Consider the following 20329-nt stretch of genomic DNA (forward strand, 5'->3'; position numbering starts at 1 on the left):
ACGGCGTTCGGGCCGGACAGGTGCGGACCTGACGTAGTGACGACCACGAACCGGGCGGGTACTCCCCTTCGCGAGGTCAGGATACCGGTCGCGAAGATCGGCTGTCCAGCGTTGCCCCGTCCGCGAGCGATCCTCGACAATGGTGCCGAGGGGGAGACCATGCCGCTCGCACCGACCGCGGACGACGTCCTCGCGGGGCACGACCTGACCGGCCACCACGCCCTCGTCACCGGGGGCACCGGCGGCATCGGCGCGGAGACCGCCAAGGCGCTCGCGAGGGCGGGCGCCGACGTGCTGATCACCGGCCGCGACCCGGTCAAGGGCGCGGCCGCCGCGGCCAGCATGGGCGTGGCCTTCGCCCGGCTCGACCTCGCCGACCCGGACTCCATCGCCGCCTTCGCCGTGCCCCGCCCGGTCACCATGCTCATCCTCAACGCGGGCCTGCTCACCAACGCGCTCGTCCGCACCAAGGCGGGCTTCGAGCCGCACTTCGGGGTCAACCACCTCGGCCACTTCGCCCTGGCCGCGCGCGTCCCGCTGCGGGAGGCGCGGGTCGTCGTGCTCTCCTCCCGCGCGCACCGCAGGGCCGACATCGACTTCGACGACCCGGACTGGCGCAGCCGCGCCTACGACCCCTGGCGCGCCTACGGCCAGTCCAAGACGGCCAACGCCCTGTTCGCCCTGGAGTTCGACCGCCGCACCGAGCACACCGCGACCGCCGTGCTGCCCGGGCTGGTGCTCACCGACATCGTCCGCGACCTCACCCCCGCGCAGCTGAGCGCGCAGGGGTGGGACGGGCGGGGACCGGGCTGGCGGACCGCGGCGCAGGCCGCGGCCAGCACGGTCTGGGCGGCGGTCACCCCCGGTCTGGGCGGGCGGATCGTGGCCGACTGCGCGCCGACCGAGCCGTGGCCGACCGGGCACGACCTGCCCGACGGCCACCACGCGGCGTACGCGGCCGACCCGGAGCGGGCGGCGCGGCTGTGGGAGCTGTCCGAGCGGCTACTGCCAGACCGCGCCCGCTGACGCCTCGGCGTCGAGCAGGTCCAGCAGCGCCTCGTCGATGTCGGGCAGCGACCACACCAGGTGGCGCACGCCGGTCTCGACCATGTGCTCGCGCTGGAAGCTGTGCGGGTGGTCGTTGGGCAGGCCGATGAACCCGACGCCGATGTCCTTGGCGAACTCGGCGAAGCGGTTGACGTCGTCGACGAACAGGGCCTGGCCGGGCGTGACGCCGTAGTAGTCGACGATCTCGGCGATGCCGGGCCGGAAGTCGTTGGTGCTGATGTACTCCGGCTGGGCGAAGCGGTCCCGCCACGGGCCGAGGAAGTCGTCGAACGCGGCGCGGTCCATGCCGCCGTAGCAGATCAGCGTGGCGCCCTTCTCGCGCAGCAGGTCGATCAGCTCGCCCGCGCCCTTGGCCAGGACCATCGGGTGGTCGGCCAGGTAGCGCTCGCGCTCGGCGAAGAACGCCTCGACGGCCTGCCGCCACGTCCACGGACGCCGGACAGCCGAGGCCAGGATCGCGCCCGCGACCTCGCGCGGCTGCGAGAGGATCAGGCGTTCGAGGTCGGCGGTGTACTCCACGCCGTGTGCGGTCAGCAGCCGGTGGATGACCGGGCTGAACGTGTCGGGCAGCAGGACGCCGTCAAGATTGAGACACACCAACTTCAACTGCTGGAACCGCATGGGGGCCTCCGGGGAGCTGGGCTGGCGGAACCGTGCCGGATGGGGAGAAGGCGGCCAGGCGCCACGGCGGCACCAGACCGGGCAGCGCTATGCGCCACATGTCGGTCACCCGCTCGTGCACGTCGGCGCGGCCGGTGAGGACCTCGGACTGGATCTGGATGCCGAGGAACGACCCGGAGATCCAGGTGGCCACCACGTTGGGGTCCAGTCCCTTGTGCAGGTCGCCCCGGTGCAGCGCGGCCTCGACGTGCCTGCGCGCCACGCCGATCCAGCGCAGGTACGGCTCGGGCCGGGGGGCGACGAAGCTGCCGGTCTCCACCGTCAGCCGCACACTGGCGCGGACGCGCACGTTGGTCTGCAGCGCGTGCGCGAGCTGGTGGGTGAGGTCGATGATCTGCTGAAGGCCCAGCGACTCCGGGTCGGTGGGCGTGTCGTCGACGCTGAACTGCTCGTCGACCAGCGCGTGCGCCAGCTCCTCCTTGGAGGAGAAGTGGAAGTAGAACGCGCCCTTGGTGACCCCCGCCGTCGCCAGGATCCCGGAGAGCCGGGCGCCCTGGAAGCCGTGCTGGTCGATGACCTCGGCGGCGGCGTCGAGGATCTGGGTACGGGTCCGCTCCGCCCGTTGCTGTTGTGCCACTGCTGCTGTGCCCCTTCCGTGAGCGGTGCGGTAGAGGTTTCCCGCAGGGGCCGATCCTGACAGCAAACCGACCGAAAAGAAACCGCCTGGTAGGTTTGTTTCCGGAGATTGTGATAGCGGTCACCTGTTCGACTGGTGCTCGCAGCCTCCGGCCATCTTGATCGAAACGGTCGCCATGACTAGCTGATGCCTGCTAGTTTCCCAGGTGGCAGCACATTTACGAGCGAGCACTCAGGTTTGGTACCAGACCTTTGCCGCGGACTCCGCAGGTGGGTGACCCGGCCGTTGACAAACCGGCCGGTCGGTTTTATCTTTCGGACATCGCTGGACCAGCGACCCGCACGGGCCGGTCCCAGCCGCCTCGGGGGAGGCGGGCGCGGCCGCTGGTCGGAGGACCTGCAGTGGGGAGTGGGCGCATGCCGGGTTCCGAGCCGATCGCCGTGGTCGCCATGGCCTGCCGGTTGCCCGGCGGGATCGACACCCCGGACGCCTTCTGGCGCCTGCTGGCCGACGGCGGCGACGCCATCGAGCCGTTCCCGGCCCGCTGGGACGGCCTCGACCTGCACGACGCCGCCGTCCACGACGGCGGTTTCCTGCACGACGCCGACCGCTTCGACGCCGCCTTCTTCGGGCTGTCCCCGCTGGCCGCGCAGGCCATGGAGCCCGAGCGGCGCATCGCGCTGGAGGCCGTGTGGGAGGCGATGGAGCGCGCGGGGATCAGACCCGACGCCGACATCGGCCTCTACCTCGGCGCCACCGACTACCTCGACCGCGGTGTCGTGCGCGGCAGGCACCCTGGCGGACTGGCCGCCCGCGTCGCCGCCACCATCGGCCTGCGCGGTCCGGAGACCACAGTGGACACCGCGTGCTCGTCGTCGCTGGTCGCGATCGACCTCGCCGTGGCCGCGCTGCGGGCCGGGGAGTGCGCGGTCGCGGTCGCGGGCGGGGTGACCGTCATGACGACGCCCTCGGCCTACGTGGACGCACCCACCGGCAACGCCCCGGACGGGCGGTGCAAGAGCTTCTCGTCGGACGCGGACGGCACGGGCTGGGCCGAGGGCTGCGGCGTCCTGGTGCTCAAGCCCCTGGCCGCCGCGCTCGCCGACGGCGACGACGTCCTCGCCCTGCTGCGCGGGTCGGCAGCGGGCCCGCACGACCAGGAGTCCGTGCTGCGCGCCGCACTGGCCGACGCGGGACTGTCCCCGGGCGACATCGACGCGGTCGAGGCGCACGGCGCGGGCGACGCCGACGGCGACGCCGAGGAGGCCGCCGCGCTGGCCGCGGTCCACCGGGACCGGGACCGCCCGCTGTGGCTCGGCTCGGCGAAGTCGAACGTCGGGCACACCCAGGCGGCCGCGGGCGTCACCGGGGTCATCAAGGCCGTCCTGGCGCTGGGGCACGAGGTGCTCCCGCCCTCGGCGCACTCCGCCCGACCCGCCGGGCTGCCCGGCGAGCTGACGCTGCTCACCGGGCCGGTGCCGTGGCCGCGGGGCGCGCGGCCGAGGCGGGCGGGGGTGTCCGCGTTCGGGCACGGCGGGACCAACGCGCACCTGATCGTCGAGGAGGCGCCGCGCCCCCGGCCGGTGGCGCGGGACGAGCCGGACGCGACGGCGTACCCGGTCGTGCTGTCCGGCCACGACGAGACGGCCGTCCGCGCGCAGGCGCGCAGCTGGGCCGACCACCTCGCGGGCGAGGAGGCGCGGGTGCTCGACGTGGCCATGACCGCGGCGCTGCACCGCACGTCCTTCGGCGTGCGGGCGTGCGTCACCGCCTCCGGCCGCGCCGAGCTGATCTCCCGCCTGCGCGACGTCGCCGACGGGATCGTGCTGCCCGAGCGGGCCGCCGACGGCGGGCTCGCCATGGTCTTCACCGGCCAGGGCGTGCAGCGGCCGGACACCGGACACGCGCTGCGCGCGGCGTTCCCCGTGTTCGCCGAGGCGTTCGACGCGGTGTGCGCGGAGTTCGACCCCGACGTCCGCGCTGCCGTCCTCGGCGGCGGCGACGCCGTCGCGCACGACCCGGGGATCGCGCAGCCCGCGCTGTTCGCCGTGCAGGTGGCGCTGTTCCGGCTGTGGGTGTCGTGGGGCGTGCTGCCGTCGGCGGTGACCGGGCACGCGGTGGGCGAGCTGGCCGCCGCGCACGTCGCGGGCGTGCTGTCGCTGCAGGACGCGGCCCGGCTCGCGGTCGCCCGCGGGCGGCTGGCCAGGGCGTGCCCCGGCGGGGCGATGGCGGCGGTCGGGCTGTCCGAGGCGGACACGATCGACGCCGTGTCCGATGTGGACGTGGCGGTGGTGGGGTCGGGCGACCCGGGCGAGACGGTCGTCGCGGGGCCGGAGCACGCGGTGCTGGAGGCGGTCGACCGGGTCAGGGCGCTGGGGGTCCCGGTGCGGCGGCTGACGGTGGCCTCGGCGTACCCGGGCCAGGGCGCCCTGCTCGCCGAGTACGGCGCGGTCGTGCGCTCGTGCACCTGGCAGGCGCCGGAACTGCCGCTGGTCAGCGCGATGACCGCCGAGTGGATGGGCCCGGACCTCGCGCCCGGCGACGGCGTGCGCGCCCCGGGCTACTGGATCGACCAGCTCGGCGGCGCGGTGCGCTTCGCCGAGGCCATCCGGGTGCTCGAGGACGCCGGGATCGGCGGCTACCTGGAGTGCGGCCCGGGTCCGGTGTGGACGGCGACGGCGCTGGCCTGCCTGCCCGCCGACTCGCCGAGCCGGTTCCTGCCCAGCCTGTCCGGCGACGACGAGACCCGCGACGTGCTGGCCGCGCTGGGCGCGCTGCACGTGGCCGGGCAGGAGGTCGACTGGGCCACCGTCTTCGCCGGGCGCGCCGCGCGGCGGGTGGCGCTGCCGCCGTACGGGTTCCAGCGCGAGCGCTACTGGCTGCCCGTCGCGCGCTCCGGCGGCGACCTGCGGCCGGTCAGCCCGGAGGCGCTGCCGCACCCGTGGCTGGACGCGGTGACCAGCACCGCCGACGGCGAGGGGCACCTGTTCACCGGGCGGCTGTCCGTCGCGGCGCACCCGTGGCTTGCCGACCACCGGCTGTTCGGGACGATCGTGGTCCCGGGCACCGGGTTGGTGGAGCTGGCCGCCGCGGCGGCCGACCAGGTGGGCGCGGCCGGGATCGGCGAGCTGTCGCTGGCCCGCCCGCTGGTGCTGCCGCCCACCGGCTATGTCCGGCTGCGGGTCACCCTGGGCGCGGAGGCGGCCGGGCTGCGCCCGATCGCGCTGTACTCCCAGCCCGAGGACGCCTCGGACGGCTGGACCCTGCACGCCGTGGGCACGGTCGTCACCGAGTGGGCCGAGCACGAGCCGGGGTGGGACTCCTGGCCCATGGCCGACCCGGTCTCGGTGTCCGGGCTGCACGCGCGGCTGGTGGCGCAGGGCCTGGTCTGCGGGCCCGCGTTCCGGGGGCTCACCGAACTCGGCAGGGTGGGCGACAGCGCCTATGGCGTCGTGCGGGTGCCCGAGCAGCTGGAGGGCGACTTCGACGGCGTCCACCCGGCGCTGCTCGACGCCGTGCTGCACGCGCTGGCCGCGCTGCGGCCGACCGGCGGGCTGCTGATGCCGGTCGCGTGGCGCGGGGTGACGCTCTACGGCTCGTCGGGCACGCACCTGCGGTTCCGGCTGGACCTGGTCGACCGGGGCGAGCACAGCGTGGCCCGGCTCTGGGTGACCGACGACGAGGACATGCCCGTCGCGCACGTCGACGAGCTGCGGCTGCGTCCGGTCACCGCCGAGCAGGTCCGCGCTGGCGACCCGGCCCGGCACCTGTACCGGGTCGACTCGGTCCCGGTCGTCGTGCCGCCGTCGGCCCCCGGCGCCACCTGGACCCTGGCCGACCTGCCCGCGCTCGCCTCGGCCCCGGCCCCGTCGCGGCTGGTGATCGAGGTGCCGAGGGCGGGCGGGGCGGACGTGGCCGCCGCCGTCCGGGCCAGCGTGGTGGGCGCGCTGGACGTCCTGCAGGCGCTGCTGGCCGATCCCCGGCTGGCCTCGACCGAACTGGTCTGGGTGACCCGAGGCGACCTCGCCGCCGCCCCCGTCCGCGGGCTGATCCGCGCGGCCAGGGCCGAGCACGGCAACCGGCTGCGCCTGATCGACGCGCCGCCGGGCGCGGACGTGACCGCGGCGCTCGCGGTGACCGACGAGCCGGAGCTGGTCGTCCGCGACGGCGTCGTGCGGGCGGTGCGGCTGGCCCGCGCGGTCGCCCCCGACGCCCCGCCGCGCCCGCTCGGGCCCGCGGGCACGGTCCTGATCACCGGCGGCACGTCGAAGCTGGGCAGGCTGGTGGCGCTGCACCTGGTGCGCCGGTACGGCGTGCGGCACCTGGTGCTGACCTCGCGCAGCGGTCCGTTCTCGCCGGGGGCGGCCGAGGTCATCCGGGAGCTGATGGACGCGGGCGCGCAGTCGGTGCGGGTGCCCGCGTGCGACGTGGCCAACCGCGCGGACCTGGAGCGCGTGCTGGCCGGTGTGGACCGCAGGCTGCCGCTGCGCGGGGTGTTCCACCTCGCGGCGACCGGCGAGGACGCGGCGCTGACCGACCAGACGGCCGAGCGGATCGACCGGGTGCTGGCCCCGAAGGTGGCGGGCGCGCTGCACCTGGACGCGCTGACCTCGGGGATGGACCTGTCGGCGTTCGTCCTGTTCTCCTCAGCGTCCGGCGTGCTGGGCGCGGCGGGCCGGTCCGCGCACTCGGCGGCGAACACGTTCCTGGACGCCCTCGCCGAGGACCGGCGCGGCCGGGGCCTGGCCGGGTCGAGCCTGGCCTGGGGCCATTGGTCGGCCCTGCCCGGCCCGGACGGCGCGGCCACCGAGGGCGCGCTCACCACGCCCGAGGCCCTCCGCCTCCTGGACGCCGCGCTGGCCCGCGCGGACACCCACCTGGTACCGGCCAAACTGGACATGTCGAGCGGCGCGGAGACCCCGCCGCTGCTGCGGTCGCTGCACCCCGGCCGCTAGCCACACGATCGGGTGAGGCGGCTAACGGCCCGGCCCGCCGCCCGCGAAATCCCCAGCGGACGGACGGTGGGGGTGGTCCCGGTGAACCGAGCCCGGTCGGTGGGCCTGGTGGTCGCGGTCGCGCTGCTGACGGGCTGCCGGGGACACCCCGGCCTCGACGACGGGCCCGCGCTCCGGCCGCCCGCGTCGCCCGCGTCGACCGTCGTTCCACCGGCGCCCACGCGGGTCGTCCCAGCGGCGCCCACGCGGATCGACGGCCCGCCGGGAACGGGACCCGAGGAGATACCGGGAGTGCCGAACCCTCCGTCGAGGTCTGTTCCGCCGTCATGCCCGCGATACTGCGGCGACCCGGACGCCGCCGAGCCCGGGGAGCGGCCGCCTGACGAGATCCCCGGGGTGACGGTCGTCCCCACGCTCCCGGCCCCGTCCGACGTCGACGCCACGGAGGCGCCGTGAGCGAGAAGGAGGACGTGCGGGGTCTGCTCGAACTCGTCGGGCTCGTGGTCGCGCCCGTGACCGCGGTGACCGCCGTGCTCATGTACTTCGGGTGGAACCGGCAGAACGCGATCTACGGCTACTTCGGCGTCGACCACGCGGTCCTGAGGTTCTCCGCGCAGGACTACCTGCTGCGCAGCGTCGGCGTCGTGTTCAAGCCGCTCGCGGTCGTGCTGGGCGTGCTGGTGCTGCTCGTCGCCGTCCGGCGGGTGGCCGCACGGCTCGACGCCGTGACCGTCCCGCTCGGGCGCGGGGTCAGGCTCCCCGCGGTGCAGGCGGTCAGGATCGGCGTCGCCGTGATCGCGCTCGTGTGGGCGGTCTCGGCGCTGGCCGGGCACGCCGAACCGCTGACGGGCGCGCTCGCCCTGGCCCTCGCCGCCGTGCTCGGCGGTCCGCCGCTGCACGGGACCGAGCGGCCGTTCCGGGGACGCGTCCTAGTCGGCTCGGTGGTGGCGTTCGCGGTGTTCTGGGCGGCCGCCGTCCACGCTGGCCGCGGCGGGACGGCGCTCGCCGAGCACATCGACCGGAACCCCGACGCCCAGCCCGCCCTCACCGTCTACAGCACCGAGCGGCTCACCCTGCCCGGCGAGACCGTCGTCGGCCCCTCGACGTACCGCTACACGGGACTGCGCCTGCTGTCCTACGCCAACGACCGCTGGGTCGTCATCACCGGCCGCGACCCCGAGCGCGGCAGGCTCACGCTGACGCTGCTGCGCGACACCGACCGCGTCCGGGTCGAGGTCACCGACTAGACGGTGCGGGGGAAGCCCAGGTCGACCCCGCCGTGGCTGGGATCGGGCCAGCGGGTGGTGACGACCTTCGTGCGGGTGAAGAAGTGCACGCCGTCGGGGCCGTAGGCGTGGGTGTCGCCGAACAGTGAGTCCTTCCAGCCGCCGAAGCTGTAGTACCCGACGGGCACCGGGATGGGGACGTTCACGCCCACCATGCCGACCTCGATCTCGTTCTGGAACCGGCGGGCCGCGCCGCCGTCGGTGGTGAAGACCGCCGTGCCGTTGCCGTAGGGGTTGGCGTTCACCAGGTCCACCGCCGCCGGGTACGACGGCACGCGCACCACCGACAGCACCGGGCCGAAGATCTCGTCGGTGTAGACCGACATGTCCGGCCGGACCCGGTCGAACAGCGTGGGCCCCAGCCAGAAGCCGGAGCCGTCCACCGCGCGCCGCCTGCCGTCGACCACCAACTCCGCGCCCTCAGCGACACCGGCGTCCACATAGGACGCCACCCGGTCGCGGTGGGCGGCGGTCACCAGCGGGCCCATGTCCTCGCCCATCCGCAGCGCGTCGACCCGGGTGGCGATGCGGCCGACGAGGTCGTCGGCGATGCCGCCGACCGCGACGACCACCGAGATCGCCATGCAGCGCTCGCCCGCCGAGCCGAAGCCAGCGGACACCGCGGCGTCGGCGGCCAGGTCGAGGTCGGCGTCGGGGAGCACGACCATGTGGTTCTTCGCCCCGCCCAGCGCCTGGACGCGTTTGCCCGCGCGCGTGCCCGTCTCGTACACGTGCCGCGCCACCGGGGTGGAGCCGACGAACGACACCGCCCGCACGTCCGGGTGCGTCAGCAGGCCGTCCACCGCGGCCTTGTCGCCGTGCAGGACGTTCAGCACGCCGTCGGGCAGCCCGGCCTCGGCCCACAGCCCGGCCAGGAAGTTCGCCGCGGACGGGTCCTTCTCCGACGGCTTGAGCACGACCGCGTTCCCGCACGCGACCGCCGCGGGCACGAACCACAGCGGCACCATCGCCGGGAAGTTGAACGGCGAGACCACCGCGACCACGCCGAGCGGCTGCCGGATCGAGTGCACGTCCACCCCGCGCGAGGCGTTCTCGCTGAAGCCGCCCTTGAGCAGGTGCGGGATCCCGCAGGCGAACTCCACCGCCTCCAGCGCCCGCGCCACCTCGCCGCGCGCGTCGTCGACGACCTTGCCGTGCTCGGCGGAGACGATCGCGGCCAGGTCGTCCCCGCGCCGCCGCAGCAGCGCCCGGAACTCGAACAGCACCGCCGAGCGCGCGGCCAGCGAGGCGTCCCGCCAGCCGGGGAACGCGGCGGCGGCCGCGGCCACCGCCTCGTCCACTTCGGACTGCCCGGCGAAGTCGACGCGGCCGCGCACCGCGCCGATCGCCGGGTCGAACACCTCCCCGGAGCGCTCGGCGGTCCCCGTCCACGGCTTGCCGGAGATCCAGTGCGTGATCCTCACAGCGCCTCCACCGCCCCCCTCAGCGCGTCCAACGCCTCGTCCACCTCGTCGGCCGTCACCGTCATCGGCGGCGCCAGCCGGATCACGTTGTTGTGCAGGCCGCCCTTGCCGACCAGCAGCCCGCGGGACCGGCAGCCCTCCAGCACCGCGACCGCCGCGTCCGGCGCGGGCTCGGTCCCGCCCGGCCGCACCAGCTCCACACCCACCATCAGGCCCTTGCCGCGCACGTCCCCGATCCACGGCGAGGCCACCGACCGCAGCCCGGCCAGCAGCCGCGCGCCCTGCTCGCGGGCGTTGGCCTGCAGGTCGTGCTCGGCGATGTAGTCGAGCACGGCCATCGCGCCCACGGTCGCGACCGGGTTGCCGCCGAAGGTGGAGATCGAGTTGGCGGTCAGGCAGTCCATGACCTCGGCGCGGGCCACGACGCCGCCGATGGCCAGGCCGTTGCCCAGCCCCTTGGCGAAGGTCATCATGTCCGGCACGACGCCGTGCGCGCCGATGCCCCAGAAGTGCTCCCCGGTGCGCCCCCAGCCGGTCTGCACCTCGTCGGAGATCAGCAGGATGCCGTGCTCGGCCAGGACCTCGGCGAACGCCCCGTACAGCCCGTCCGGCGGCACGGTGAACCCGCCGACGCCCTGGATCGGCTCGACGATCAGGCACGCGACGTCGCCGGAGGTCATGGTCTGGATGACCTCGCGCAGGTCGTCCACGCACGCCTTGATGTAGTCGGCGTCGGACAGCGCCGCGAACGGGCCGCGGTACCGATAGCCGCCGTGCACGTGCGCGACCCGGACCGGCGACAGCGAACTCGCCGACCAGCCGCGGTTGCCGGTCACGCCGACGGTGGCGAAGGCGCGCCCGTGGTAGGAGTTGCGCATCGCCAGCACCTGGTTGCTGCGCCGGTACTGGGTGGCCAGCATCAGCGCCGTCTCGTTGGCCTCGGTGCCGGAGTTGGTGAAGAACACCTTGGCGTCCGGGATCCCCGACAGCGCCGCGATCCGCTCCGCCAGCTCCACCTGCGCGCGGATCAGGTAGAGCGTCGAGGTGTGCAGGATGCCGCTGTCGAGCTGCTTGCGGACGGCGTCGGAGATCTCCGGGACGTCGTAGCCGATGGCGTTGGTCAGGATGCCCGCGAAGAAGTCCAGGTAGCCGCGGCCGGTCGAGTCGGTCACCCGGCGCCCGTGCCCGCTCACGATCTCCAGCGGGTCGGCGTAGTAGAGGGCCAGCCAGTTCGGGAGCACGGCGCGGTGGCGCTCGACGAGGGTCATACCGTCGGAGTGTGCTGGGCCGGGCACGGGCGCGCCAACGGACAGACTGCACGCCGATCACCCTGTGCGCCTTACAGTTTGTGCGACACTGTGTCGGGTGTACCCGACGGTCTCGGACGCCATCGCGCTGCCCGTCGTCCGGGCGGGCGGGCCCGAGGTCGTGGCGGGCGCCGTGGGCCTCGACCGGCGGGTGCGCTGGGTGCACGTGGCCGAGGTCGCCGACATCGCCGCCCTGCTGCGCGGCGGGGAACTCGTCCTCACCACCGGCATCGCCCTGCCCGACGACCCGGGCGGGCTCACCCGCTACGTCGACGACCTCGCCGCCGCCCGGGTGGCAGGCCTGGTCGTCGAGCTGGTCCGGCACTGGCGCGGCGCGCTGCCGCCCGCGCTGACCGCCGCCGCGGAGCGGCACGGCCTCCCGCTGGTCACCCTGGCCAGGGAGACCCGGTTCGTGGCGGTCACCGAGGCCGTCGCCGGGCTGATCCTGGACGCCCAGACCGCCGAGCTGCGCGCCGCCGAGCAGATCCACGAGACGTTCACGGCGCTGACCGTCGCGGGCGCCGAGCCGGTGGAGGTGCTGCGCGAGGCCGCCCGCGCGTCCGGGGCGCCGGTCGTGCTGGAGAACCTCGCCCACGACGTGCTGGCCTACGACACCGCCGGGCTCGACCCTGGCGACGTGCTGGCCGACTGGGCGCGCCGCTCCCGCGCGGTCGCCGTCGCCGAGCGCACCGGCTACCACGCCGGGGCGGGGTGGCTGGTGACGGTCGTCGGGGCCCGCGGCCAGCACTGGGGCCGTCTGGTGCTGCTGTGCCGGGGCGAGCCCGCGCACAGCCAGCGGGTGATCGCCGAGCGGGCGGCGTCCGCGCTCGCCGTGCACCGGCTGGTCGCGCGCGACCAGGAGACCCTGGAACGGCACGCCCACCGGACCCTGCTCGCCGACCTGCTCTCCGAGTCCGGCGCGGAGATCACCGCCCACAGCGCCGCGCTGGGCGTGCCGCTGGAGCACCGCAGGCTCGTCGGCATGGCCGTGCGCCCGCGCACCCGGCCCACCGGCCGCTCGATGGCCACCCACGAGGTCCTGCGCGACCTCGCCGAGGCCACCGCGCTGGCCGCCCGCCGCGCCCGGGTGGCCGCGCTGGTCGGGATCGTCGACGACACCAGCGTGCGGGCCCTGCTGTCGCTGACCCCGCAGGCCGTCCCCGACGCCGTGCTCGCCCGGCTGGCCGCCGAGACCCACCAGGCCGCGGCCGTGCCGGTGGTCGTGGCCGTCGGCTGCACCGTCGCCACCGCCGCCGACGCCCGCCGCAGCCTGGTGGAGGCCGCCCAGGTGGCGCAGGCCGTCCGCGCCCCGGGCGAGACCTACCACCGCCTTGAGGACGTGCGGCTGCGCGGCCTGCTGTACCTGCTGGCCGGGGACGAGAGGGTGACCGCGTTCGCCGAGCGCGAGCTCGGCCCGCTGCTGGCCCGCGACGCCACCCACGGCAGCCGCCTGGTCGAGGCGCTGCGGCACTTCTGCGCCCACGGCGGCAACAAGTCCGCCGCCGCGGCGGCCGCGCATCTGTCTCGCACGGCGTACTACCAGCAGCTCGCCCGGGTCGAGCAGGTGCTGGGCGTGTCGCTGGAGGACCCGGAGTCGGTGCTGTCCCTGCACGTGGCCCTGCTCGCCATGGACGTCGACTGACGCCGTCGGGGTCACCGGGGCCGCCGACCGACGTCAACTGACACAGTGTTCGGGTTGGCGATCAACGGCGAACACTGTGACGCTCGCCACAGCGTTCCCGGCCGTCCCACGATGCCTGGACGGGCCGATGAGAGGAGACACCTTGATCGTGCGAGCGGGGCTGGTCCAACAGCGGTGGACCGGCGACAAGGAGTCGATGATCGCCAACGCGGTCGCGGCCATCGCCACGGCGGCGTCCCAGGGCGCGCGGGTGGTGTGCCTGCAGGAGCTGTTCTACGGCCCGTACTTCTGCCAGGTCCAGGACGCCGACTACTACTCCTACACCGAGGCCATCCCGGACGGCCCCACCACGCGGCTGATGTGCGAGGTGGCCGAGCGGCACGGCGTCGTGCTCGTCGTGCCGATGTACGAGCAGGAGCAGCCTGGCGTCTACTACAACACCGCCGCGGTGATCGACGCCGACGGCCGGTACCTGGGCAAGCACCGCAAGAACCACATCCCGCAGGTGAAGGGCTTCTGGGAGAAGTTCTACTTCCGGCCGGGGAACCTGGGCTACCCGGTGTTCGACACCGCGGTCGGCCGCATCGGGGTCTACATCTGCTACGAGCGGCACTTCCCGGAGGGCTGGCGGGCGCTCGGGCTGGGCGGGGCGTCGATCGTGTTCAACCCGTCGGCGACCAGCCGGGGGCTCTCGGAGTACCTGTGGCGGCTGGAGCAGCCCGCCGCCGCGGTCGCCAACGAGTACTTCGTCGGCACGATCAACCGCGTCGGCGTGGAGCCGCTGGGGGACAACGACTTCTACGGCCAGTCCTACTTCGCCGACCCGCGCGGGCAGCTCGTCGGCGCCGCGGCGTCGGACACCGAGGAGGAGGTCGTGGTCCGCGACCTGGACATGGACCAGCTCGCCGCGGTCCGCGACCTGTGGGCGTTCTACCGCGACCGCAGGCCGGAGACCTACTCCCCGCTGACGGAGGCGTGATGCGCACCCTGATCCGCGGCGGCACCGTGGTCAACTCCGGCGGCCCGTTCGCCGCCGATGTGCTGGTCGACGGCGAGACCATCGCCGCGGTCGCCGCGCCCGGCCTGTTCACCGACGCGGACACCGTCATCGACGCGACCGGACGCTACGTGCTGCCCGGCGGCATCGACGCCCACACCCACATGGAGATGCCCTTCGGCGGGACGTCGTCGTCGGACACCTTCGCCACCGGCACCGCGGCGGCCGCGTGGGGCGGCACGACCACGATCATCGACTTCGCCGTGCAGGCCAAGGGCGCCTCGCTGCTGGCCACCCTGGACAAGTGGCACGAGAAGGCGGGCGGGCACTGCGCCGTCGACTACTCCTTCCACATGATCGTCTCCGACGTCAACGACACCTCGCTCAAGGAGATGGAGTCCTGCGTCGCCGCGGGCGTGAACAGCTTCAAGATGTTCATGGCCTACCCCGGCGTCTTCTACGCCACCGACGGGGAGATCCTGCGCGCGATGACGAAGGCGCGGGAGACCGGCGCCATGGTCATGATGCACGCGGAAAACGGCATCGCCATCGACCAGCTCGTCGCGCAAGCGCTTGCCGACGGGCGGACCGACCCCGTGCACCACAGCCTGACCCGCCCGCCGGAGCTGGAGGGCGAGGCCACCCACCGGGCGATCGCCCTCGCCGCGGTGACCGGTGCCCCGCTCTACATCGTGCACCTGTCGTCCCGGCACGCGCTGGACGCGGTGACGGCCGCGCGCGACAGCGGGCAGAACGTGTTCGCCGAAACGTGCCCGCAGTACCTGTTCCTGTCCATCGAGGACATGGCGCGGCCGGACTTCGAGGGCGCCAAGTTCGTCTGCTCCCCGCCGCTGCGCCCGGCCGACCACCAGCTGGACCTGTGGCGCGGGCTGCGCACGAACGACCTGTCGGTGGTCTCGACCGACCACTGCCCGTTCTGCTTCGCCGGGCAGAAGGAGCTGGGGCGCGGCGACTTCTCCAGGATCCCCAACGGGATGCCCGGCGTCGAGCACCGGATGGACCTGCTGCACCAGGGCGTCGTCCGCGGCGAGATCTCGCTGTCGCGCTGGGTGGAGATCAGCGCGACGACGCCAGCGCGGATGTTCGGGCTGTACCCGCGCAAGGGCGTGGTCGCGCCCGGGTCGGACGCCGACCTCGTCGTCTACGACCCGACCGCCACCCAGGTGCTCTCGGCGGCGACCCACCACATGAACGTCGACTACTCCGCCTACGAGGGGATGGAGCTGGTCGGCCGGGTGGAGACGGTGCTTTCGCGCGGCTCGGTCGTCGTCGCCGACGGCGCGTTCCACGGCCGCGAGGGGCACGGCCGGTTCCTGGACCGCGATCTCTGCCAGTACCTGCGCTGAGAGGGGTGCGCCATGGAGTTCGGCGTGGTGCTGCAGACCGACCCGCCCGCGCGCGACGTCGTGCGGCTGATGGCCGAGGCCGAGGAGCGCGGCTTCCGCTACGGGTGGACGTTCGACTCGTGCGTGCTGTGGCAGGAGCCGTTCGTCATCTACTCCCAGATCCTCGCCCAGACGTCGGACCTGGTCGTCGGGCCGATGGTGACCAACCCGAGCACGCGCGACTGGTCGGTCACGGCGTCGCTGTTCGCGACCCTGAACGACATGTACGGCAACCGGACCGTCTGCGGCATCGGCCGGGGCGACTCCGCGCGGCGGGTGATCGGGCAGAAGCCGGCGTCGCTGGCGGTGCTGGCCGAGGCCATGCACGTCATCCGCGAGCTGGCCGAGGGCCGGGAGGCGGTGCTGCACGGCGCGCCGGTGCGGATCCCGTGGGTGCGGGAGGGCCGCCTGGAGGTCTGGATGGCCGCGTACGGGCCGCGCGCGCTGCGGCTGGTGGGGGAGCAGGCCGACGGGTTCATCCTGCAGTGCGCCGATCCGGCGATCGCCCGCTGGACCATCGCGTCGGTGCGCGCCGCCGCGGCGGCGGTCGGGCGCGACCCCGGCGGGATCACGGTGTGCGTGGCCGCGCCCGCGTACGTCGGCGACGACCTGGCCCACCAGCGCGACCAGCTGCGGTGGTTCGGCGGGATGGTGGGCAACCACGTCGCCGACCTGGTGGCCCGCTACGGCGAGTCCGGCCCGGTGCCGCGCGAGCTGACCGACTACATCCGCGGCCGCGACGGGTACGACTACTCCCACCACGGCAAGGCGGGCAACCGGTCCGCGGACTTCGTGCCCGACGAGATCGTCGACCGCTTCTGCCTGCTCGGCCCGGCCGCCGCGCACAAGGACCGCATCGCCGAGCTCGCCGACCTCGGCGTCGACCAGTTCGCCCTGTACCTCATGCACGACGACAAGGAGGACACGCTGCGCGCTTACGGCGAACGCATCGTGTGAATCGGTTTACCCGACACGTTCTCGTCACCCGGATGAGTGTCACTCGTTAGTGGGATGTCACAGTCAGCTCCCCGGCTGGAGGTCCCACCCATGCCCGGTCCACGCCTGCGCGCCGGAATCGCCGCGCTCGCCCTCATCCCCGCACTGGCCGTGTCCACACCGGCCGCCGCCGACGGGCCGCTGGCGCGCGTGTCCGCCTCGCTGGCCGGGGTCCTCGACGCCGCGCTGCCCGGCCAGGCGATGACCGTCCTGGTCCACGGCACGTCCGCGGCGGCAGCCGCCGACGCCGTGCGGCAGGCGGGGATGACCAGGGTGACCGCGTTCGAGCGCATCGGCGTGGAGGTCGCGCGGGGCACCGCGGCCCAGGTCGCGGCCGTGCGCGCGCTGCCCGGGGTGACCTATGTGGAGAACAACGACCCGATCGAGTTCTTCGCCAGCTCGGGCACGGCGGCGACGACGTCGCGCCAGGCCCAGCAGACGCTCACCGGCGCGAACGGGCGCAGGCTCGCGGGGAGCGGCGTCACCGTGGCCGTCATCGACTCCGGCATCGACCCGACCCACCCGGCGTTCCGCGGCGACGACGGCCGGACCCGGGTGGTGCGCAACCTCAAGAGCGTCTGCCTGGACGGGTCGACCACCGGGACGTCGTGCGTGATCGACCTGCCGACGGTCATCGACACCGACACGCTGGCGGTCGGCGGCCACGGCACGCACGTCAGCGGCATCGCCGCGGGCCGCGACTACACGCTGGGCGACGGCACGGTGGTGGGCGGCTCGGCGCCGGACGCCAAGATCGTGTCGATCTCCACGGGCGCGGTCATCCTGATCGTGGGCGCGGACTCGGCGCTGAACTGGGTGCTGGAGAACCACGCCGCGCCGTGCGGGGCGGGCGTCCCGGCGTCGGTGTGCCCGCCGATCAAGGTCATCAACAACTCCTACGGCCCGGTCGGCGGCGGCCAGTTCGACCCCGAGTCGGCGACGGTGAAGCTGCAGCGCGCGTTGGTCGCCGAGGGCGTGGTCGTGGTGTGGGCCAACGGCAACGACGGCGGCGACGGCTCGGCCAGCCTGTCCAACCCGCCCGGCCAGGACCCGACCCCGGGCGTGCTGTCCGTGGCGTCGTACAACGACCAGGGCACCGGCACGCGCGACGGCGCGGTCTCCGACTTCTCCTCCCGCGGCGCGGCGAACGACACCTCGACCTGGCCGGACATCTCCGCGCCGGGGGAGGACATCGTCTCGGCGTGCAGGCTGTACCTGCCGATCTGCGCGACCGGCCTGCAGCCGGTGAACGGGCCCGGGCTGCTGGACCTCGGGACCTACAACGTGATCAGCGGGACGTCGATGGCGGCCCCGCAGATCGCGGGCATCGTCGCCCAGCTCTTCCAGGCCGACCCGACCGCGACCCCCGCGGAGGTCGAGGCCGCCCTGAAGTCCACCGCCCACAAGTTCACCGACGGCGCGGCCTACCAGCCGGTGGGCGCGTACACGTCGAGCTTCGACAAGGGCACGGGCCTGGTGGACACGGTCGCGGCGGTGAACGCCCTGGTGGGCTGACGACCGCTGCCTGGCGGACGCCGTGGGAGGCGGGGCTTCCACGGCGTCCGCCCTCTCATCTCCGCAAGTCCAGATAGGACAGGAGCGCGGCCGACCCGCGGAGGCGGGCGAGGCTCTGGTGGTGGACGTCGCGGTCGCGGCGGGCGAGTTCGGTGCGGGCGCGGGTGGGGTCGCCGGTCGCGCGCAGGGTCGTGATGACGGCCTCGATGATGGGGAACGGGTAGTCGCCGCGGCGCAGGACGGCGATGAGGTGGGCGATGCGCTGCTCGGCGGGGTCGTAGACGCGGTAGCCGGTGCGGTCGCGGGACGGGACGAGGAGGCCGCGGGACTCCCATTGGCGCAGGACCGGGGTCTTGACGCCGATGTCGCGGGCGAGGTCGCCGATGCGCACGTCGGGCCGGGTGGGCGGAGTCGGGGTGGCGGCCACCTCGGCGAAGGCGGCGGTGGCGGCGGCGATGTGCGCGCGCTCGCGGGCGAGTTCGGCGTGACCGGAGTCGACGAGGGCGAGCGCGACGGCGGTCTGTCCGGTGTGGACGGCGTTCATGATCTCCCGCGCTGCGCCCCAGCCGTGCCCCGCGGCGAGGGCGCGGGTGGTGACGAGGGCGTCGGCGTGGGCCTGCGTGAAGACCCGGTAGCCGTTGGGCGCCCGCTCGGCCGGGGGCAGGAACCCCTGGTCGAGGTAGTTGCGGACCTGCTGCGGCGTGACCCCGGCGATGCGGGCCAGCTCGACGAGACGGGGCACGGGTGGGATTCTACGGTCACTTGAGGGTTTGCCGGGACTCGGGCGTGGTCAGCGCGGAAGAAAGTCTCAAACAGCAGGTCAATGAGACAATTGAACCTGTGACCGAACAGGAAGTGATCAGGCAGCTCCTCGACCTCGACGGCGTCATCGCGATGGAGAACTCCGGCGACACGTTCCTCATCTACGACCCCCACGGCGACGTCCCCTACAACCGCCGTTTCCCGTTCGCCACGGTGGTGACCGGGGACAGTTACGACAAGGCGTCCGACCTCGACCGTCCGGGCGCCTTCCGCCTCAACCTGGGCCTGACGAAGCAGACGTTCCGCACCCTGTTCCCGGCAGCGGCCCCGGTTACCCACACGGTGGACGACCAGGTCATGCCGCACCCCGTCTACGCCCCCCAACACTGGGTCTGCCTGGTGAACCCTTCGAGGGGGACCTTCGAGCAGGCGCGCCCGTTGATCCAGGAGGCGTACGACTTCGCCGCCCGCAAGCACCGCAACCGCCTGACCCCGAACCGCTAGCCCTCCGCCGGGCCCGCTGCCCAGCACCTGGGGGAGGGGCAGCGGCCAGACCGCGCACCGACGGCCAGGCCGCTGTGCTGGGGGTGTGGCCGCCACCTAGGTAGTCAGGCGGCTGCGCTGGGGGTGTGGCCGCCGTGCTGTGGGCGTGGCGCTGTGCTGGCAGCTGGGCCGCCCGCGCTGGGGGTGTGGGCGCTGTGCTGGCAGCTGGGCCGCCCGCGCTGGGGGTGTGGGCGCTGTGCTGGCGGCTAGGCCGCCCGCGCTAGGGATCTAGGCGTCGTGCTGGCGGTCTGGCCGCCGCGCTGGTGGCTAGGTCGCCGTGTTCGCGTGGCGGCTGTGCTGGTGGTGTGGGTGCTGATTGGGGGTGCGGCGGTTGTGCTGGTGGGGTGGGCGCTGGTTGGTGGCGTGGGGGTTGTGCTGGTGGTGTGGGTGCTGGTCGGTGGCGTGGCGGCTGTGTTGGGGCCTGGCGTGGCTGTCCCGCTCCGCTGGCTGCCAGGTCAGCGCCGTCAGAGACGGGACCGGCAACCGGCTCCCGGGCGCCTTGTCCCGAGTCGGGTTCCCGGCGGTGGTGGCGGCCTCGCTGCCACCTAGCTTCTCGACGCCCAGGGCCGTGCTGGGTCGACCGGGGGCGGTCCTGTGGCTCGCTGGCGCGGTCAGTGGCCCAGAGCGGCCAGGGCGGCGGTGACGGCGGCCTCGCGGAGGTCGTCGGCGGGGACGTCGCGGAAGTGGATGGTGCAGTCCTGGAGGCCGCCCAGGGCCACCACCGCCCTCGTCGCGGCCTGCAGGTCGGCGTGGTTGCCCACCAGCAGGGTGGCGAGGCGGCCGCGCCAGGTGAGGACCGTGTCGATGAGGTCGAGTTCGACCAGGGTGCTGGACTCGGTCAGCAGCAGGATCGTCTCGTTGCGGTGGCGGTAGTGGAGGTCGAAGTAGCCCTCCAGGAGTCCGCGGGGGGTCGGGGGGTCCGCCTCCTGCGCGCGGACGAACTCCTCGCCCTCGTCGATCAGGGGCTGGACGATGCTGCGGACCAGCGCCTCCCGGGAGGCGAAGTGGTAGTACAGCGCGGGCTTGGTGATGCCCAGGCTGTCGGCGATCTCCTGGAGGCTGGTGCGCTGGACGCCCTTGCGGGCGAAGAGCTCGCGGGCCGCGTCCTGGATGCGGGTTCGGGTGTCGCTGGTCATCACGGGGGAGCGTAATCGACTTAACGGTTGGTAA

At 74.0% G+C, this 20329-nt stretch carries 16 protein-coding genes; 10 read left to right on the forward strand and 6 right to left on the reverse strand.

Annotation, left to right across the window (positions count from 1 at the left end):
• Positions 1-159: 159 nt before the first annotated feature.
• Positions 160-1026, forward strand: a complete 867-nt coding sequence (locus IEY98_RS29775; RefSeq protein ID WP_189214012.1) for an SDR family NAD(P)-dependent oxidoreductase — start codon at positions 160-162, stop codon at positions 1024-1026.
• On the opposite strand, the gene IEY98_RS29780 is transcribed toward IEY98_RS29775, so the two are convergent.
• Positions 1003-1665 (reverse strand): HAD family hydrolase, encoded by a 663-nt coding sequence (locus tag IEY98_RS29780; protein ID WP_229787726.1) that lies wholly within the window; start codon positions 1663-1665, stop codon positions 1003-1005. The two genes, IEY98_RS29775 and IEY98_RS29780, sit on opposite strands and share 24 nt — an antisense overlap.
• Positions 1649-2326, reverse strand: a complete 678-nt coding sequence (locus tag IEY98_RS29785; protein ID WP_189214014.1) for a ScbR family autoregulator-binding transcription factor — start codon at positions 2324-2326, stop codon at positions 1649-1651. The genes IEY98_RS29780 and IEY98_RS29785 overlap by 17 nt, the downstream gene beginning before the upstream one ends.
• A 416-nt stretch (positions 2327-2742) precedes the next feature.
• Between IEY98_RS29785 and IEY98_RS29790 the strand changes: the two genes are divergently transcribed.
• The 3 genes from IEY98_RS29790 (at position 2743) to IEY98_RS29800 (ending at position 8528) form a co-directional block, all read left to right on the forward strand.
• Positions 2743-7281, forward strand: a complete 4539-nt coding sequence (locus tag IEY98_RS29790; protein WP_189214015.1) for a type I polyketide synthase — start codon at positions 2743-2745, stop codon at positions 7279-7281.
• Between the two features lie 81 nt (positions 7282-7362).
• On the forward strand, positions 7363-7737 hold the full coding sequence (locus IEY98_RS29795) for a hypothetical protein (RefSeq protein ID WP_189214016.1): 375 nt from the start codon (positions 7363-7365) through the stop codon (positions 7735-7737).
• Positions 7734-8528: a hypothetical protein gene (locus tag IEY98_RS29800; RefSeq protein ID WP_189214017.1), complete on the forward strand. Its 795-nt coding sequence runs from the start codon at positions 7734-7736 to the stop codon at positions 8526-8528. Before IEY98_RS29795 ends, IEY98_RS29800 begins: the two co-directional genes overlap by 4 nt.
• Here IEY98_RS29800 and IEY98_RS29805 read toward each other — a convergent pair.
• Both IEY98_RS29805 and IEY98_RS29810 read right to left on the reverse strand, forming a co-directional pair.
• Positions 8525-9991, reverse strand: coding sequence for a CoA-acylating methylmalonate-semialdehyde dehydrogenase (locus IEY98_RS29805; protein ID WP_189214018.1), 1467 nt, complete (start codon positions 9989-9991; stop codon positions 8525-8527). The two genes, IEY98_RS29800 and IEY98_RS29805, sit on opposite strands and share 4 nt — an antisense overlap.
• Positions 9988-11259: an aspartate aminotransferase family protein gene (locus IEY98_RS29810; RefSeq protein WP_189214019.1), complete on the reverse strand. Its 1272-nt coding sequence runs from the start codon at positions 11257-11259 to the stop codon at positions 9988-9990. The genes IEY98_RS29805 and IEY98_RS29810 overlap by 4 nt, the downstream gene beginning before the upstream one ends.
• A 97-nt stretch (positions 11260-11356) precedes the next feature.
• Here IEY98_RS29810 and IEY98_RS29815 point away from each other — a divergent pair, with 97 nt between their 5' ends.
• From IEY98_RS29815 to IEY98_RS29835, 5 genes are all read left to right on the forward strand, one after another.
• Positions 11357-12940, forward strand: a complete 1584-nt coding sequence (locus tag IEY98_RS29815; RefSeq protein WP_189214020.1) for a PucR family transcriptional regulator — start codon at positions 11357-11359, stop codon at positions 12938-12940.
• A 127-nt stretch (positions 12941-13067) separates the two neighbouring features.
• Positions 13068-13919, forward strand: coding sequence for a nitrilase-related carbon-nitrogen hydrolase (locus tag IEY98_RS29820; protein ID WP_189214021.1), 852 nt, complete (start codon positions 13068-13070; stop codon positions 13917-13919).
• Positions 13919-15304 (forward strand): dihydropyrimidinase, encoded by a 1386-nt coding sequence (gene hydA / locus IEY98_RS29825; protein ID WP_189214022.1) that lies wholly within the window; start codon positions 13919-13921, stop codon positions 15302-15304. Before IEY98_RS29820 ends, hydA begins: the two co-directional genes overlap by 1 nt.
• Positions 15305-15316: 12 nt before the next feature.
• Complete coding sequence (locus IEY98_RS29830) at positions 15317-16300, forward strand: TIGR03842 family LLM class F420-dependent oxidoreductase (protein WP_189214023.1); 984 nt, start codon at positions 15317-15319, stop codon at positions 16298-16300.
• 90 nt (positions 16301-16390) lie between these two features.
• Positions 16391-17854: a S8 family serine peptidase gene (locus IEY98_RS29835; protein WP_189214024.1), complete on the forward strand. Its 1464-nt coding sequence runs from the start codon at positions 16391-16393 to the stop codon at positions 17852-17854.
• 55 nt (positions 17855-17909) lie between these two features.
• Here IEY98_RS29835 and IEY98_RS29840 read toward each other — a convergent pair whose 3' ends face one another.
• Complete coding sequence (locus IEY98_RS29840; RefSeq protein WP_229787728.1) at positions 17910-18596, reverse strand: MerR family transcriptional regulator; 687 nt, start codon at positions 18594-18596, stop codon at positions 17910-17912.
• Positions 18597-18694: 98 nt separating this feature from the next.
• Between IEY98_RS29840 and IEY98_RS29845 the strand changes: the two genes are divergently transcribed.
• Positions 18695-19120, forward strand: a complete 426-nt coding sequence (locus tag IEY98_RS29845; RefSeq protein WP_189214025.1) for a DUF6194 family protein — start codon at positions 18695-18697, stop codon at positions 19118-19120.
• A gap of 650 nt (positions 19121-19770) precedes the next feature.
• Here IEY98_RS29845 and IEY98_RS29850 read toward each other — a convergent pair.
• Positions 19771-20295 carry a TetR/AcrR family transcriptional regulator gene (locus IEY98_RS29850; protein ID WP_189214026.1) on the reverse strand — a complete coding sequence of 175 codons (525 nt, stop codon included), beginning with the start codon at positions 20293-20295 and terminating at the stop codon, positions 19771-19773.
• Positions 20296-20329 lie beyond the last annotated feature (34 nt).

This window comes from Actinokineospora fastidiosa (genome assembly GCF_014648415.1).
GTDB lineage: Bacteria > Actinomycetota > Actinomycetes > Mycobacteriales > Pseudonocardiaceae > Actinokineospora > Actinokineospora fastidiosa.